A 15,475-nucleotide genomic window follows, 5' to 3' on the forward strand; every position below is an offset into this window, starting at 1 on the left:
TAAAAATTAATGATTGACGAGGGATTCGGTGATTTCCTGTTGCAGTTTTGCAATAAAATCATCTAAATCGAGCGAACCCAAGTCTTCTGCTTTGCGGCGCACGGCCACTTTGTTTTCCTGTTTCTCTTTATCGCCGACAACAATTTGATAAGGGAAACGGTATTGGCTGTTGTCCCGGATTTTGTAGCCGATTTTTTCGTTACGCAAATCCAATTCGACACGGAAGCCTGCGGCCTGTAATTTGGCGGCGACTTCACGGCAATAATCTGCCTGATTTTCGGTGATGTTCATAATTACCATCTGCACCGGCGCCAGCCACAATGGGAACGAACCGGCATGGTTTTCAATCAGAATGCCGATAAAGCGTTCCAGCGAACCCAAAATCGCACGGTGCAGCATCACCGGACGGGCGCGATCGTTGTTTTCGGTAACGTATTCGGCATTTAAGCGTTCGGGTAATACGAAGTCCAACTGCAACGTACCGCACTGCCAAGAACGACCCAAGGCATCTTTAACATGGTATTCGATTTTCGGGCCGTAGAATGCGCCTTCGCCCGGCAATTCTTCCCATTCTACGCCGCAGGCGGTCAGGGCTTCACGCAGGCCTTGTTCGGCTCTGTCCCAAATTTCATCGGAACCGGCACGTTTTTCCGGACGCAGCGACAGTTTCACCGACACATCATGGAAGCCAAACTGTTTGTAAATCCGCACCAGCAATTCGTTAAAGGCTTGCGCTTCGGCAACGATTTGCGCTTCGGTACAGAAAATATGCGCATCGTCCTGCACAAATCCACGCACACGCATCAGGCCGTGCAGCGCACCGCTCGGCTCGTTGCGGTGGCACGAACCGAATTCTGCCAGACGCATCGGCAAATCACGGTAAGAGCGCAGGCCGTTGTTGAAAATCTGCACATGACCCGGACAGTTCATCGGTTTAACCGCATATTCCCGTTTTTCCGAGTTGGTTACGAACATATTGTCTTTGTAATTATCCCAATGACCGGATTTTTCCCAAAAGGTTTTATCCATGATTTGGGGCGTTTTCACTTCTTTATAACCGGCGGCATCTAACTCTTTGCGCATGTGCTGCTCAATCGCCTGCCACAGCGCCCAGCCTTTCGGGTGCCAGAACACCATACCCGGCGCTTCGTCTTGCAGGTGGAACAAGTCCAACTGTTTACCCAGTTTGCGGTGATCCCTTTTTTCGGCTTCTTCGATACGTTGGATATAGGCTTTTAATTCGTCTTTGCTTGCCCAAGCCGTGCCGTACACACGTTGCAGCATTTCGTTATTGCTGTCGCCCCGCCAGTATGCACCCGCCAGTTTGGTGAGCTTGAAATGTTTCAGGAAACGGGTATTGGGAACATGCGGGCCGCGGCACATATCGACATATTCCTGATGATGATACAGACCCATGGCTTCGACTTCGGGCATATCGTCAATCAGGCGCAGTTTGTATTCTTCGTCGCGTTCTTGGAAAATTTTGACTGCCTCGGCACGCGGAGTTATGATTTTGATTACATCGTAATCCTGTGCAATCAATTCTTTCATGCGTGCTTCGATGGCGGCAACGTCTTCGGGGGTAAACGGTTTTTCCGTAGCGATGTCGTAATAAAAGCCCTCTTCGATAACGGGGCCGATAACCATTTTTGCAGTGGGATAAAGTTGTTTGACCGCATGGCCGACCAAGTGGGCGCAAGAGTGGCGGATAATTTCCACGCCTTCTTTGTCTTTCGGCGTGATAATCTGCACGGAAGCATCTTCAGTAATCAGATCGCAGGCATCGACCAATTTGCCGTTGACTTTACCTGCCACTGTTGCTTTCGCCAAACCTGCTCCAATCGATGCCGCAATTTGGGCAACGGTTACAGGTGATTCATATTGGCGGACGGAACCGTCAGGCAAGGTAATGTTCAACATTCAAAACTCCGAGTGGTAAGTAATTTTTCAGACGGCATGATTCATTATATTTATCCAACAACGCAAACTGCCTGAAAACCGGTTTAATTATGATGATTGCGGCCGGCGTTTTTATTCGATGCGCAACCAAAAGCTAATCTTGTAAATTATATAATGCCTGCCAATTAATTAGCAAGCTGCCGACCAAATGCGCGGCATATCGCCTACGCCTGTTGCAGCAAGGGTACAAATACCCCATGCCGTCAGAAAACGACTACACCCGCCTCCACCGCCCAATAGCAGCACATTCATTACTTTATGAACCGGTTTGGCCTATTCCACGCCCCATCGCCCGAGTACAATCCACTGCCTTACAACGGTATCGTTAATGATTCCGGCGTGATTTTAAAATCCGAATAAGACGATGATTTATTTGAAGAATTTATTCACAATATTATTCCTTAGCATCACGATGAAGCCATCATTTACGGCAAACACATTACCACCGCCCGCCAAGTAGCTTGGCATGGCGAAAATACTTTTGACTATACTTATTCCGGTATCCGCCGCATCGCCCTGTCTTGGCATCCGACTTTACTTTCCCTCAAACCACCATCGAGTAACACCTTCAACCCATCAGCCTGGCAGTGTTCAATTCCTGCTTATTGAATTTATATTCAGACGGCCTCGAAGGCATGGGCTGGCACAGCGATGGCGAAAAAGAATTAGGCAATGAATCCATCATTGCCTCGCTTAGGCTCGGCGCTATCCGAAAATTTGCCTTCAAACACAAACACACCAACGAAAAGTGCGAATTCATGCCGTAATACGGCCAATTAATCGTGATGCGCGGCCAAATCCGGCAGAATTAGCGGCACGCCGCGATGAAAAGCACCAAAGTCACCGCACCACGCATTGACCCGACCTTCCGCCCCGATAGCTACTTAAACACACCCTAACAAACGCTTATCAGTTATAATTATTCATTTATCCGAACACGCTTCACCCATGTTGAAATTTACCCTGCACAAAAAAGACGGCCATGCCCGCCGCGGCACGTTGGAACTGAACCACGGCAAAATCGAAACGCCGGTATTTATGCCGGTCGGCACCTACGGTTCGGTCAAAGCCATGACCCCGCAAAACCTGCACGACATCAAAGCCCAAATTATCTTGGGCAACACTTATCACTTATGGCTGCGCCCCGGCTTGGAAGTGATCGAACAATTCGGCGGTCTGCACCAATTTATCGGCTGGAACAAACCGATTCTGACCGACTCGGGCGGTTTTCAGGTTTTCTCGCTGTCCGATATGCGCAAACTCACCGAAGAAGGCTGCACCTTCAAAAGCCCGATTAACGGCGACAAACTCTTCCTGTCGCCCGAAATCTCGATGAAAATCCAAACCGTCCTCAATTCCGATATTGTGATGCAGTTGGACGAATGCACTCCGGGCGAGGCGACGTATGAACAGGCAAAAAAATCGCTGCAAATGAGCCTGCGCTGGGCGGAACGCAGTAAAAAAGCCTTTGAAGATTTGAACAACCCCAACGCCCTGTTCGGCATCGTGCAAGGTGCGATGTATGAAGATTTGCGGGAAGAATCGCTCAAAGGTCTGGAACAGTTCGACTTTCCGGGTCTCGCCATCGGCGGTTTGAGCGTCGGCGAACCCAAACCCGAAATGTACCGAATGTTGCGTGCCGTCGGCCCGATTTTGCCCGAACACAAACCGCATTATCTGATGGGGGTCGGCACACCGGAAGACTTGGTGTACGGCGTGGCCCACGGCGTGGATATGTTCGACTGCGTCATGCCCACCCGCAATGCCCGCAACGGCTGGCTGTTTACCCGCTTCGGCGATTTGAAAATCAAAAACGCCAAACACAAACACGACACCCGCCCGATAGACGAAACCTGCACCTGCTACGCCTGTCAAAACTTCAGCCGTGCCTACCTGCACCACCTGCACCGTGCCGGCGAAATCTTGGGCGCACAGCTCAACACCATCCACAATCTGCATTTCTACCAAGTCATCATGGCAGAAATGCGGGAAGCCGTCGAACAGGGCAGATTCGCCGACTGGCAGGCGCAATTCCACGAGAACCGTGCCAAAGGAGTGGATTGCTAAGCCTTAAAGATTGAATGAAGCATTAAGGCCGCCTGAAAGAATTGTTTTTTCAGACGGCCTTAATGCATAAGTTATCTATTTGATTCATCATTACCCCATCAACAAACAGCTTCATAGCCAAACCTAAAAAGGCCGTCTGAAAACCCAATTTCACTTTCAGGCGGCCTTTTTATTGCTATAATTTCTCATTTCCTTTTTTCGTGAAAGCCAACCATGCCGCATTTTTTAGCCGAGCCTACCCTTTCTTACGAGCAGCAACACAAAACTGCCGTGGTCTTGATGAATTTGGGTACACCTGATGCGCCGACCGCGCAAGCAGTGCGCCCGTATTTGAAAGATTTTTTGTCTGACCCGCGCGTAGTGGAATTGCCAAAACTGGTTTGGCAACCGATTTTACGCGGTCTGGTATTGACTTTGCGCCCGCAAAAAAGCGCACATGGCTATGAAAAAATCTGGTTTAAAGAAGGCTCGCCTTTGGCAGTTTATACCGGGCGGCAAACCAAGGCATTGGCGGCGGCGTTGCCCAATGTCATCGTGCGCCATGCCATGACTTACGGTAATCCGGGCGCGCCGGAAGTGTTGCAGGACTTGAAAAACCAAGGCGTGGGCAATGTATTGGTGATTCCGCTGTATCCACAATATGCCGCTTCGAGCACCGGCGCGGCCTTGGATAAGGTGTTTGCCGAATTGCTGCAACAGCGCAACCAAATGAGCGTGCGCACCATATCGCGTTTTTATGATGATGCCGGCTACATTGAAGCAATGAAACAGCATATTCAGGCCTACTGGACGGAACATGGCCGCGGCGAGAAACTGATGCTCAGCTTCCACGGCATTCCGCAGAAAAATCATGATGATGGCGACCCTTATCTGAAAGAATGCCACCACACCGCCAAACTGCTGGCTGAAGCCTTGGACTTGAGCGCAAACGAATACATTGTCTCGTTCCAAAGCCAATTCGGTAAGGCAAAATGGGTAAAGCCAAGCACGCAGGATTTGTTTGGCGAACTGCCGAAACAAGGCGTGACCAAATTAGATGTATTCTGCCCGGGTTTTTTAGCAGACTGCTTGGAAACCATGGAAGAAATCGCCCTGATAGGACGCGAACAATTCCACGAAGCCGGCGGCAAACAATATCGGTTTATTCCATGTTTGAACGATAATCCGGTGTGGGTAAATGCACTGGCGGAGTTGGCGAAAAAGCATTTGCAAGGCTGGGCGGAATAAGAATCATAAAAGGCCGTCTGAAATAACCTGCACCGCAAAAGCCGGACTAAACCCCAACAGACTAAGGCGCAGATTTTTACGACCAAATATAGTGAATCCACTATATTTACGGCAGACGGTTTGAAACGGTGGTCGGACATGGGGAAAGCAGTGTCGGATTATATCCGTTATTACGATAAAGACAGGATTCGATTAAAATTAAAAGGATTGAGCCCGATACAATATCGAACTCAATCCTTGTGATCAGCAACCTAACTTTTTGGGGGCAGTTCAAAACATTAAATTTCAGACGGCCTTTATTTTTTCAATTCAATTACTTCACTTCCAACTTAGCCACACCGCCCATATATGGCTGCAACGCAGCAGGAACATTGATGCTCCCGTCGGCGTTTTGATGGTTTTCCAATACCGCCACCAAAGTGCGGCCAACTGCCAGACCCGAGCCGTTTAAAGTATGCACCAAGCGGTTTTTGCCGTTTTCATCTTTGAAACGCGCTTTCATACGGCGCGCTTGGAAATCTTCGCAGTTGGAGCAGCTGGAAATCTCACGGTAAGTATTTTGCGCCGGCACCCACACTTCCAAATCGTACGTTTTGGTTGCGCCAAAACCCATGTCGCCGGTGCACAAGGTAATCACGCGGTAAGGCAGCTCCAAAGCTTTCAAGATATTTTCTGCATGGCCGACCATCTCTTCCAAAGCCTGATAAGAATTTTCCGGACGCACGATTTGCACCATTTCCACTTTGTCGAACTGGTGCTGGCGGATCAAACCGCGCACGTCTTTGCCATACGCACCCGCTTCCGAACGGAAACAAGGCGAATGCGCGGTCAGCTTCAGCGGCAGTTCGCTGTCGGCCACAATGCTGCCGGCCACGGTATTGGTGAGCGTCACTTCCGCAGTCGGAATCAGATATTGCGTTTTCTTGCTCTCGTCGCCGCCACGGGTCACATGGAACAAATCTTCCGCAAATTTCGGCAACTGACCCGTGCCCTGCAAGGTTACGTCATCGACGATATAAGGCGTGTAATGCTCGGTGTAGCCGTGTTGCAGCGTGTGCGTATCCAGCATAAATTGCGCCAATGCTCGGTGCAAACGCGCGATTTGGCCTTTCATCACGGTAAAACGGGCACCCGACAAACGCGCGCCGCCTTCAAAATCCAGGCCGAGCGGTTCGCCCAAATCGACATGGTCTTTAATCTCGAAATCAAATTCGCGCGGCGTGCCGACTTTGCGCACTTCCACGTTTTCCGTTTCGTCTTTGCCCTCAGGCACACTCTCATGCGGCAGATTCGGAATAGTCAGCAACCAAGCATCCAACTCCTGCTGCACCGCCTCCAAATCCTTCGCCGCCTGCTCCAAATCCACCTTGATTTGCGCCACCCGATCCATGGCAGCCTGAGCCTCATCATGTTTGCCCTGACCTTTGAGCGCACCGATTTGCTTGGAAATACTGTTACGCGCCGCCTGCAATTCCTCGGCCTTGACCTGCACCGCCTTACGCTGCTCTTCCAAAGCCTGAAAACGCGCCGTATCAAATTCATAACCGCGCGCCGCCAAACGGTCCGCCACCGCATGGGGGGCATTACGCAAAAGTTGGATGTCTAACATGAATCTCTCTCGATAGCTAAAATATGAATAGCGGTATTGTAAACCAAATCCGAAGTATTTTCAGCAGCATGAAAATCGTGTGAAATGGAAAGGCCGTCTGAAAATTTGGATGCAACGTTTAATCAAACAAAAAACTAAAGCCCTGCTGAAACCAGCAGGGCTTTAATCGAAATCTGGCACGCCCACGGGGATTCGAACCCCGGTTGCCGCCGTGAAAGGGCAGTGTCCTAGGCCTCTAGACGATGGGCGCGTAACCGAAGACGAGACTATACCGAAGCCGTTTTATACTGTCAACACAGCCGCGCGATTATTTTAACCTCGGCATGTTTTTCAGACGGCCTTTATCCATTTTTGCGGCTAAAATCTGTATAATGGAGGCGTTTTAAGGAAAGGAAAATCAGATGTGGTTTAAGCAAATCAGTTTTTACCCTGTCAACAAGGAAAAACTGCCTGAATTGGAGATTTTGGCGGCCAAACTGGGCGAAGCCGAATTTACCCATTGCCAGGGTTTGGATTGGTTCAGCGAAGGCTTTGCCTCACCTGTTTCTTTCTCGCCTGAATTGGTTTTTCCGGCCGATTACACTTGGCGCGTGGCCTTGAAAAAAGAAGAGAAAGTCTTGCCTGCGGGTGTCATCCGCGATATTTTGGACGACAAGGTTTTGGAAATCCAAAATAACGAAGGCCGCAATGTCGGCCGCAAGGAAAAGCAGGAATTGAAAGAGATCATCACCGATGATTTGCTGCCGCGCGCGTTTACCCGCTCCAGCCGCACGCAGGCGGTATTGGATACGCGCCATGGTTATTTGCTGGTGAACAATGCTTCTTCTGCCAAAGCGGAAAATCTGTTGACCCAATTGCGCGAAGCCTTGGGCGGCTTGGAAGCGAGTTTGCCGAATACCAAGCAGTCTCCTTCTTCACTGATGACTTCTTGGCTGCTCGACGGCCATTGCGAAGGCGGTTTTGAGTTGGACAGTGATTGCGAACTCAAAGGCGTGGGCGATGTGGTGCCGACGGTAAAAGTATCCAAACAGGATTTGACCGCCGATGAAGTGGTGCAGCATGTGAAAAACGGCAAAACCGTCACCCAACTGGGCTTGGTGTGGCGCGAGCAGATTGCGTTTATCCTGACGCAGGATTTCACGCTCAAGCGCATTCAGTATTTGGATGTGTTGCAGGAAGAAGCGGAAAACAACGGCGACGATGCCGCCAGCCTGACCTTTGCTTCGCAAATTTTGATGACGGAAGCAATCAGCACCATGCTGGAAGAATTGGTTTCTTATCTGGGCGGCTGGCAGGAATAATTTCAGACGGCCTGATGAATAGGCCGTCTGAAACCATTAAGGAGTGGTTTATGTTGAAATATTTAGCGTTTTTACCTTTAGGTTTGGCATTGTGGCAACCGGCGAACGCGGCGGTGATTGATCCTTACCAAACCAAGGGCTGCCGTTACGAAGGCGAAGTGGACAAAGCCGACATACCACACGGCAAAGGTACATGGGCTTGCCAAGACGGCCGCAGCTACCAAGGCCAGTTTAAAAACGGCCGCTTCGACGGCAAAGGCACTTACACCATCTACACCGGCAAAACGGTATTTCTTGAGCCGTTTTCCGTCGACAGCGCCCGCCTGAACAATATGGTGTTAACCGGCCAATTCAAACAAGGTTTTGCCGAAGGTCGATTCCAAGTCACGCAAAACAACGAGCCGCTGTTTGTCATCACCTTTGACAAAGGCATGATGAAAGACGTCAAATTAACCAATCAGCCTAAGAAAAAATAGTGTTCAGACAGCCTCATTAAACAGGCCGTCTGAAAACCATACTGCTTACAAGGAATCAGCATGAGCATTAAATCAGACAAATGGATTCGCCGCATGAGCGAAGAACACGGCATGATTGAGCCGTTTGAGCCGAACCAAATCAAGGAAATCAACGGCCAGCGCATTATTTCCTACGGCACGTCCAGCTACGGCTACGACATCCGCTGCGCCAACGAATTCAAAATTTTCACCAACATCAACAGCACCATCGTCGATCCGAAAAATTTCGATCCGAAAAACTTCGTCACCGTCGAAGACGATTGCTGCATCATTCCGCCGAACTCATTCGCACTGGCGCGCACGGTGGAATATTTCCGCATTCCGCGCAATGTGTTGACCGTATGCTTGGGCAAGTCAACCTACGCCCGCTGCGGCATTATTGTGAATGTCACCCCGTTCGAGCCGGAATGGGAAGGCTATGTTACGCTGGAATTTTCCAACACCACCCCGCTTCCGGCTAAAATCTACGCCGGCGAAGGCGTAGCGCAAGTATTGTTCTTCGAGAGCGACGAAGTGTGCGAAACATCTTACAAAGACCGCAACGGCAAATACATGAGGCAAACCGGTGTGACCTTGCCGAAAACTTGATGTGCATTCAAATACCTATCAAAAGGCCGTCTGAAAACTTGGGTTTCAGACGGCCTTTTAATGGTTTATTTAAACTTATCATGGCAAATGTATCATCGGGTCAACCGCTTTACCGTTAATCCGCACTTCAAAATGCAGCTTCACTTGATCGCTGTCGGTGCTGCCCATATTGCCGATAGGCTGACCGGCATGCACGTTTTGGTCTTTTTGTACCAAAATATTGTCGTTGTGCGCATAGGCGGTGATGGTTGAGGTGTTGTGGCTGATTAAAATCAGTTTGCCGTAGCCACGCACGCCTTCACCGACATAAATCACTTGGCCGGCAGCAGCGGCTTTCACGGTTTGACCGCGATAGCCTGAAATATCGATGCCTTTGTTGGTCACACCGTTGTAGCGCCGGATAATGCTGTTGCCGCCGTTATCCGCCGGCCATTGCAGCTGCAGGCGGTTAACCGGTGCGACCGAACGGGCGGCCGAAGGATTGGCAGCTGCATCACGGCGCACACGCAAGACTTGGCCGACTTCGATTTTGGAAGAATTAGTCAAATTGTTCCAAGTTGCCAAAGTTTGCACGCTTTGGCCGTAACGTTTGGCGATGCGGTATAAGGTATCGCCTGATTGAACGCGGTAATAGCCTTCCGGCACCGGTTTGGTTTGGTTTGAAGCGCAGGCGGCAAGCAGCGCCGCCATGCCGGTAAGCAAAATCGTTTTGCAGCGGGTTGAGATGGTGATAAGTGTCTGTGTTTTCATAGGGCATAAGGATACCAAATCTGCCGTTTATCCGCCATGCCCCCGCTTGGTATTTATGATGTCGGCGTGACTTCTTTTGGCATAGTCAGCGGAAATGTTTAAAGGCCGTCTGAAATGCTGTTCAGACGGCCTTTTCATCAAAACAAACCATTTCGAGAATCTTGGGAAACACAAAAAATCCAAACCCTGCCATGCCTGCCTGAAGCTAAGTTTTTAACATTCCATTTACTTACTTTTACCGCTGCGCAAGCTTACGCGTTTTCACATTTTGCCACCTTGAAAGGTGGCGCAAACACCTTTATGTTAATATCTCAACCTAACGCTAAAATCCATAAGGAACCAACCATGCAATTTTTAAGTATCGGCTTTTTGGTACTCATCTTTTTAGAAATCATGTCGATTGTTTGGGTTGCCGATTGGCTCGGCGGCGGCCCGACCTTTTTGCTGATGATTGCCAGCTTTGCGCTCGGCGTATTCATGCTGCGCCGTACCGGTATGTCGGGCGTGTTATTAGCAGGTGCCACCATGCGCAGCGGCAAAGAAATTTCCATGTATCAGCTTTTGTGGCCGATTCGTTTTGCATTGGCCGGTTTGCTGCTGATGAGCCCGGGCTTTGCTTCTATGGTTGTCGCACTGATTTTGTTGCTGCCGATTAAAGGCAAACCGATTGCCGACATGAGCGTGCATACCGCCACTTTCAACCCTCATCGCACACAAAATCCGTTTACCCGACAATCAACGCAGCCGAAAGACGACGACATCATCGATGCCGAGTACACCACCGTGACCCGCGTTGATCCGCGCAGCAAAAACAAAGGTTATATCGAACACAAACCCGATTAATCCGCCCTATCCCAAACAGGCCGTCTGAAAATGAATAATTTTTTCAGACGGCCTGTCTATTTACAAGGCGGCAATGTTATACTTAGACGATTATTGATTTGCATTTAGGCGCTGCGTTTAGCGTCTGAGCTTGAACACGAGAACAAGATGAGCAGAATCCAGCAGACCTTTGCCGATTTAAACGGCGCCAAAGCCCTGATTCCCTATATCACCGTAGGCGACCCCGATACAGACACCACGCTTGCCCTGATGCACAGTTTGGTAGAAAACAGCGCCGATATTTTAGAATTGGGCGTGCCTTTCTCCGACCCGATGGCCGATGGCCCGACCATTCAACGCGCCGCCGAACGCGCATTGAAAAATCATGTTTCGCTGAAAGATGTGCTGAACGTGGTGCGCCGTTTCCGTGAACAAAACACCCGCACACCTGTCGTCTTGATGGGTTATCTCAACCCGATTCACAAAATGGGCTATGAAGCCTTTGCCCAAGCGGCCGCCGAAGCCGGTGTGGACGGCGTGTTGACCGTAGATTCGCCGGCCGAAACCATCGAGCCGCTGCAAAAAGCACTGGAATCACGCGGCATTGACTGTATTTTCCTGATTGCCCCGACCACCACCGAAGCGCGTATTCAAACCATCGCCAAATTGGCGGGCGGCTTCGTGTATTACGTTTCCCTAAAAGGCGTGACCGGCGCAGCCGGCTTGGATACTGATGAAGTTTCGCGTAAAATAGAGCTTTTGCGTAAATATATCGACATTCCGATTGGCGTCGGCTTCGGCATCAACAATGCCGAAAGCGCACGCAAAATCGGTGCCGTTGCCGATGCTGTGATTGTCGGCAGCCGCATCGTTAAAGAAATCGAAGACAACGCAGGCCGCGAAGCAGAAGCAGTCGGTCTGTTGGCGAAAGAATTGAAAGACGCCATCCGTTAAGCCAGACATCCGTCTGAACATCACAGGCCGTCTGAAACATCCCTTAGGAGTCATCCATGAGTTGGTTAGATAAAATCCTGCCACCCAAGATTAAACGCGACGGTGCCGAAAGCGCATCTTCTACCGTGCCGGAAGGTTTGTGGCACAAATGCCCCTCTTGCGCCGCAACCATTTACTCTTCCGAGCTGAAACAAAACGATATGGTCTGCACCAAGTGCAACTACCACAACCCGTTGTCCGCCCGCGAACGCTTAAACCTGCTGCTGGATGAAAACAGCCGTGAAGAAATCGGCTCACAAGTCAAACCGACCGATGCACTGAAGTTTAAAGACAGCAAAAAATACCCTGACCGCCTAAGTGCCGCCAAAAAACAAACCGGCGAAGACGATGCCATGGTGGTGATGAAAGGCACCATGAACGGCTTACCGGTGGTGATTGCCGCATTTGAATTCCGCTTTATCGGCGGCTCGATGGGTTCGGTAGTCGGTGAACGCTTTGTACAAGGCGTGCGCCGTGCCGTGGCCGACAACTGCCCGTTTATTTGCGTAGCCGCTTCGGGCGGCGCACGTATGCAAGAAGGCGTAAACTCATTGATGCAAATGACCAAAACCAGCGCGGCGCTGCATTTATTAAGCGAAAAAAGCCTGCCGTTTATTTCCGTACTGACCGACCCGACCATGGGCGGCGTATCGGCCAGCTTTGCCTTCTTGGGCGATGTGGTTTTAGCCGAGCCAAATGCCTTAATCGGCTTCGCCGGTCCGCGCGTGATTGAACAAACTGTGCGCGAAACCTTGCCGGAAGGCTTCCAACGCGCTGAATTCTTGTTGGAAAAAGGCGCGATTGACCAAATCGTTGACCGTCGCGATATGAAACAGCGTATTTGCGATTTGATTACATTGCTGACCCGTCGCGGTAAAATTACCGCCGCTTAACCGGTTAAGCCAAAAGGCCGTCTGAAAATCATTAAAATAACCTAATGGTTTTCAGACGGCCTTTTTACCGCATGAATCAATTACTGCAACGCGCGGATATCTTGTTTAATTTCAGAGGGTTTCGCACTTGGCGCAAAACGTGCTACGACTTCACCATTGCGGTTGACCAAAAATTTCGCGAAATGCCATCTGATGTCGCTGCATCCGCGCTTCTCGCTGATCGAGGCCAGCTTCAGCAATAAATCTTTGAACACATAATTGGCCTTGTCTTCCGGCTTTTCAGATTTGGGATAGGCATAAAGCAGCGCGGCATTTTCACCATTGACATCAATCATATCGAAAATCTTGAATTTGGTACCGAATTTCATTTGGCAGGCTTGAGCAATTTCGCTACTGCTCTCCGGTGTTTGCCCACGGAATTGGTTGCATGTGACATCCAAAATTTCCAAGCCTTGTTCAGTATATTGCGCATAGAGCTGCTGCAATTCCTCATATTGCGGGGTTAAGCCGCAGCGCGTGCGGTGTTCGCAATCAGTAATACTTTGCCCTTGCAATCGCTCAAATTCACTTCCTGATCTTGGGTGTCTTTCACCACGAAATCGCACACTTTCATCTTACGCTCCTCGATTAATATGTTTCATTACAAGGCCGTCTGAAAAGAAACACAAGTTTCAGACGGCCTCCATAATAAAAAACACCGCTTTAAAAGCGGTGTTTTCAAATGCATAAAGATTATTTACGCAGACCCAAACGAGTAATTACGTTACGGTAAGTTTCAGGTTTGGTACGACGCAAGTAAGTCAGCAGACGACGACGCGCGCTCACCATTTTCAACAAACCGCGACGGCTGTGGTGGTCTTTAGGGTTGGCTTTGAAGTGAGGGGTCAAGTCGTTGATGCGGAAAGTCAACAAGGCAACTTGCACTTCAGAAGAACCGGTATCGCCTTCTTTGCGTTGGAAATCTTTAACGATTTCCGCTTTTTGTTCTACGGTCAATGCCATGATGGAATACTCCAAAAAATAAAAAGAACCTTTAAGGTTCGGACAAGTTTGCCAAGCCGAAACTGATGCAAACTCCTGATATCTTTTTTTAAAGATGGCTGGATTATGCCATATTTCGGATAATGTTGCACGTTTTAATTGCAACTTTGCGGTTTTGGCGACAAAAAAGTGGCGATGCCTTGCGGCATCGCCCAAGCTGCTTTGGTGATATAAAACGCAAAAAAAAACCTTTATTTCGCTGAAGCGGCGCAGCGGAAACCTAAATTGTGCAAACCGTATTTGGATTGCAGGCTGGTGCGGATACCGAAGCGCAAGAATGCGGCATAGTTGGTCGGATCGGTCGAGCCTAACGATGCGCCGCTACAGAACATGGAGCTGTCTGCCGAACCGGAATTCAGCAAGCTGCTGTTGAAATCTTCCGTCCATTCCCAAATCAGGCCGTGCATGTCGTACAGGCCATAATAATTGGGTTTACCCATACCGACATTTCGCAAACCGTTACGGCCGCCATCGGCATACCAATCTAAGATGGTACGGTTATAGCTTTCTTCGTTGGAACCGTTTTTCTGGGTAGCCGATGCCAAGCCGGCCAACTCCCATTCGTCGATCGTCGGCAGGCGTTTGCCTTGTGCGGTGCAGTAGGCATTGGCGGCAAACCATGACACATTGGTCACGGGGTGTTTCATTTCATTGGGCTTAGGCGCATAGGCGTTGCTGCCGGTTCGGTTCCAATGTTTTAAATAAGTCGGCTCGACTTGTTTTTTATTGGCTTTGCCTTTTTGCCATTGCGGATGCTTTTTCACAAATTCGGCAAATTCGGCGTTGGTCACCGGATATTTGTCGATTTTGAATGACCTAACATGAATCATCGGGGTATCTTTTTTCAGATACAGCGGACGATAGCTGCCCGCTTCGACGGTGGCCATTTCAGCTGCCATTGCGCTGCTACAGACCAATAAGCTTATAACGGATAGCGAAATGGTTTTCATGATGTGTGCCCTTATGATTATGGTGGAAATCTATTTTTCAGACGGCATGTTTTTCATCAGGCCGTCTGAAAAATAAACTTAGGGCCCGATAGGCCGTCTGAAAGGTTTCAGACGGCCTGAAACTGAGTTTATTTGCTTTTGATTTCAGCGACTTCGGCAGCAGATATTTGACCGCCGTTATTACCGAAGCTGTTCAAAACATAAGTCACCACATTGGCAACATCTTGATCACTCAACGGCACGGCAGGCATAACACCGTTGTAGTCTTTCCCCTTCACTTTAATCATACCGTTCACACCTTTGGTAACGGCATGAACCAATTTGGTGTTGTCTTTAGCAAAATAATCCGATTTTTCCAATGGTGGGAACGTACCTTCTACGCCCTTCCCTTCGGCACCATGACACGCCATACAGTTGGAATCATAAACAGCCTTGCCCAACTTAATTTGCTCGTCTTGCGACAATTCGGCAGCAGCGGCAGGTGCGGTTTCAATAGCAGATGCGGTTTCAATAGCAGGTTCGGCCTCAACGGCCGGTGCGGTTCCGACGGCAGGTGCCGGGGTTTCGGCTACGGGTGCGGTTTCTGCCGGCCTTTCGGCAGCAGGTTCAGAACCTGAACAGGCTGCCAATAGGAATACAGATGCCGATAAGGCTGCGATGGTTTGGCGCTTCATGATGGCATTCCTTTTGCGTTAACATGTTGTATTGTTATATTTATGTAAAAAACCACTGCTATCCTAGTTTCAGCCAAGATAACAGT

15 protein-coding genes, 1 tRNA gene and 2 pseudogenes are annotated in these 15,475 nt (G+C 49.6%); 10 read left to right on the top strand and 8 right to left on the bottom strand.

Annotated features, from left to right (window positions below; all coding sequences use genetic code 11):
• Positions 1-6 precede the first annotated feature (6 nt).
• Positions 7-1,920, bottom strand: a complete 1,914-nt coding sequence (gene thrS / locus H4O27_RS09385; protein ID WP_165008339.1) for a threonine--tRNA ligase — start codon at positions 1,918-1,920, stop codon at positions 7-9.
• A gap of 626 nt (positions 1,921-2,546) precedes the next feature.
• On the opposite strand from thrS, the gene H4O27_RS13190 reads away from it, so the two are divergent.
• The 4 genes and pseudogenes from H4O27_RS13190 to H4O27_RS09405 form a co-directional block, all read left to right on the top strand.
• Positions 2,547-2,726 (top strand): alpha-ketoglutarate-dependent dioxygenase AlkB, encoded by a 180-nt coding sequence (locus H4O27_RS13190; protein ID WP_226883391.1) that lies wholly within the window; start codon positions 2,547-2,549, stop codon positions 2,724-2,726.
• Positions 2,727-2,907: 181 nt separating this feature from the next.
• Entirely contained in the window at positions 2,908-4,026 is a 1,119-nt protein-coding gene (tgt, locus tag H4O27_RS09395) for a tRNA guanosine(34) transglycosylase Tgt (RefSeq protein ID WP_165008340.1), read from the top strand.
• 213 nt (positions 4,027-4,239) lie between these two features.
• Entirely contained in the window at positions 4,240-5,253 is a 1,014-nt protein-coding gene (gene hemH / locus H4O27_RS09400) for a ferrochelatase (protein WP_165008342.1), read from the top strand.
• 147 nt (positions 5,254-5,400) lie between these two features.
• Positions 5,401-5,496 (top strand): annotated as a pseudogene (locus H4O27_RS09405) (IS3 family transposase); the annotation flags it as partial.
• Positions 5,497-5,566: 70 nt separating this feature from the next.
• Here the strand turns inward: H4O27_RS09405 and serS are convergent.
• A complete protein-coding gene (gene serS, locus H4O27_RS09410) occupies positions 5,567-6,862 on the bottom strand; it encodes a serine--tRNA ligase (protein WP_165008344.1) in 1,296 nt (431 codons plus the stop codon).
• 174 nt (positions 6,863-7,036) lie between these two features.
• A tRNA-Glu gene (locus H4O27_RS09415) sits at positions 7,037-7,112 on the bottom strand.
• Positions 7,113-7,263: 151 nt separating this feature from the next.
• On the opposite strand from H4O27_RS09415, the gene H4O27_RS09420 reads away from it, so the two are divergent.
• The 3 genes from H4O27_RS09420 to dcd are packed head-to-tail and all read left to right on the top strand — an operon-like array spanning position 7,264 to position 9,266.
• On the top strand, positions 7,264-8,163 hold the full coding sequence (locus H4O27_RS09420) for a recombination-associated protein RdgC (protein ID WP_165008346.1): 900 nt from the start codon (positions 7,264-7,266) through the stop codon (positions 8,161-8,163).
• Positions 8,164-8,213: 50 nt separating this feature from the next.
• Complete coding sequence (locus H4O27_RS09425; protein ID WP_165008348.1) at positions 8,214-8,639, top strand: hypothetical protein; 426 nt, start codon at positions 8,214-8,216, stop codon at positions 8,637-8,639.
• A gap of 60 nt (positions 8,640-8,699) precedes the next feature.
• Positions 8,700-9,266 carry a dCTP deaminase gene (gene dcd, locus H4O27_RS09430; RefSeq protein ID WP_165008350.1) on the top strand — a complete coding sequence of 189 codons (567 nt, stop codon included), beginning with the start codon at positions 8,700-8,702 and terminating at the stop codon, positions 9,264-9,266.
• A gap of 78 nt (positions 9,267-9,344) precedes the next feature.
• Here the strand turns inward: dcd and H4O27_RS09435 are convergent, their stop codons facing one another.
• Positions 9,345-10,016 (bottom strand): murein hydrolase activator EnvC family protein, encoded by a 672-nt coding sequence (locus H4O27_RS09435; RefSeq protein ID WP_165008352.1) that lies wholly within the window; start codon positions 10,014-10,016, stop codon positions 9,345-9,347.
• Positions 10,017-10,361: 345 nt separating this feature from the next.
• On the opposite strand from H4O27_RS09435, the gene H4O27_RS09440 reads away from it, so the two are divergent.
• The 3 genes from H4O27_RS09440 to accD all read left to right on the top strand — a co-directional run bounded on the left by H4O27_RS09440 (position 10,362) and on the right by accD (position 12,724).
• Positions 10,362-10,859 carry an FxsA family protein gene (locus H4O27_RS09440; RefSeq protein ID WP_165008354.1) on the top strand — a complete coding sequence of 166 codons (498 nt, stop codon included), beginning with the start codon at positions 10,362-10,364 and terminating at the stop codon, positions 10,857-10,859.
• Between the two features lie 147 nt (positions 10,860-11,006).
• Positions 11,007-11,792 (top strand): tryptophan synthase subunit alpha, encoded by a 786-nt coding sequence (trpA, locus tag H4O27_RS09445; RefSeq protein ID WP_165008356.1) that lies wholly within the window; start codon positions 11,007-11,009, stop codon positions 11,790-11,792.
• A gap of 56 nt (positions 11,793-11,848) precedes the next feature.
• Complete coding sequence (accD, locus tag H4O27_RS09450) at positions 11,849-12,724, top strand: acetyl-CoA carboxylase, carboxyltransferase subunit beta (protein ID WP_165008358.1); 876 nt, start codon at positions 11,849-11,851, stop codon at positions 12,722-12,724.
• A gap of 80 nt (positions 12,725-12,804) precedes the next feature.
• Here the strand turns inward: accD and H4O27_RS09455 are convergent.
• The 4 genes and pseudogenes from H4O27_RS09455 to H4O27_RS09470 form a co-directional block, all read right to left on the bottom strand.
• Positions 12,805-13,337: pseudogene (locus tag H4O27_RS09455) on the bottom strand (glutathione peroxidase).
• A 119-nt stretch (positions 13,338-13,456) separates the two neighbouring features.
• Positions 13,457-13,726 carry a 30S ribosomal protein S15 gene (gene rpsO, locus H4O27_RS09460; RefSeq protein WP_106742164.1) on the bottom strand — a complete coding sequence of 90 codons (270 nt, stop codon included), beginning with the start codon at positions 13,724-13,726 and terminating at the stop codon, positions 13,457-13,459.
• 230 nt (positions 13,727-13,956) lie between these two features.
• The gene (locus H4O27_RS09465) at positions 13,957-14,715 is read right to left on the bottom strand and encodes a formylglycine-generating enzyme family protein (protein WP_165008360.1); all 759 of its coding nucleotides are present in this window, start codon (positions 14,713-14,715) and stop codon (positions 13,957-13,959) included.
• Between the two features lie 128 nt (positions 14,716-14,843).
• Positions 14,844-15,389 carry a c-type cytochrome gene (locus tag H4O27_RS09470; RefSeq protein ID WP_165008362.1) on the bottom strand — a complete coding sequence of 182 codons (546 nt, stop codon included), beginning with the start codon at positions 15,387-15,389 and terminating at the stop codon, positions 14,844-14,846.
• Between the last annotated feature and the right edge of the window lie 86 nt (positions 15,390-15,475).

This window comes from Neisseria yangbaofengii (genome assembly GCF_014898075.1).
In the GTDB taxonomy this organism is placed as follows: Bacteria; Pseudomonadota; Gammaproteobacteria; order Burkholderiales; family Neisseriaceae; genus Neisseria; species Neisseria yangbaofengii.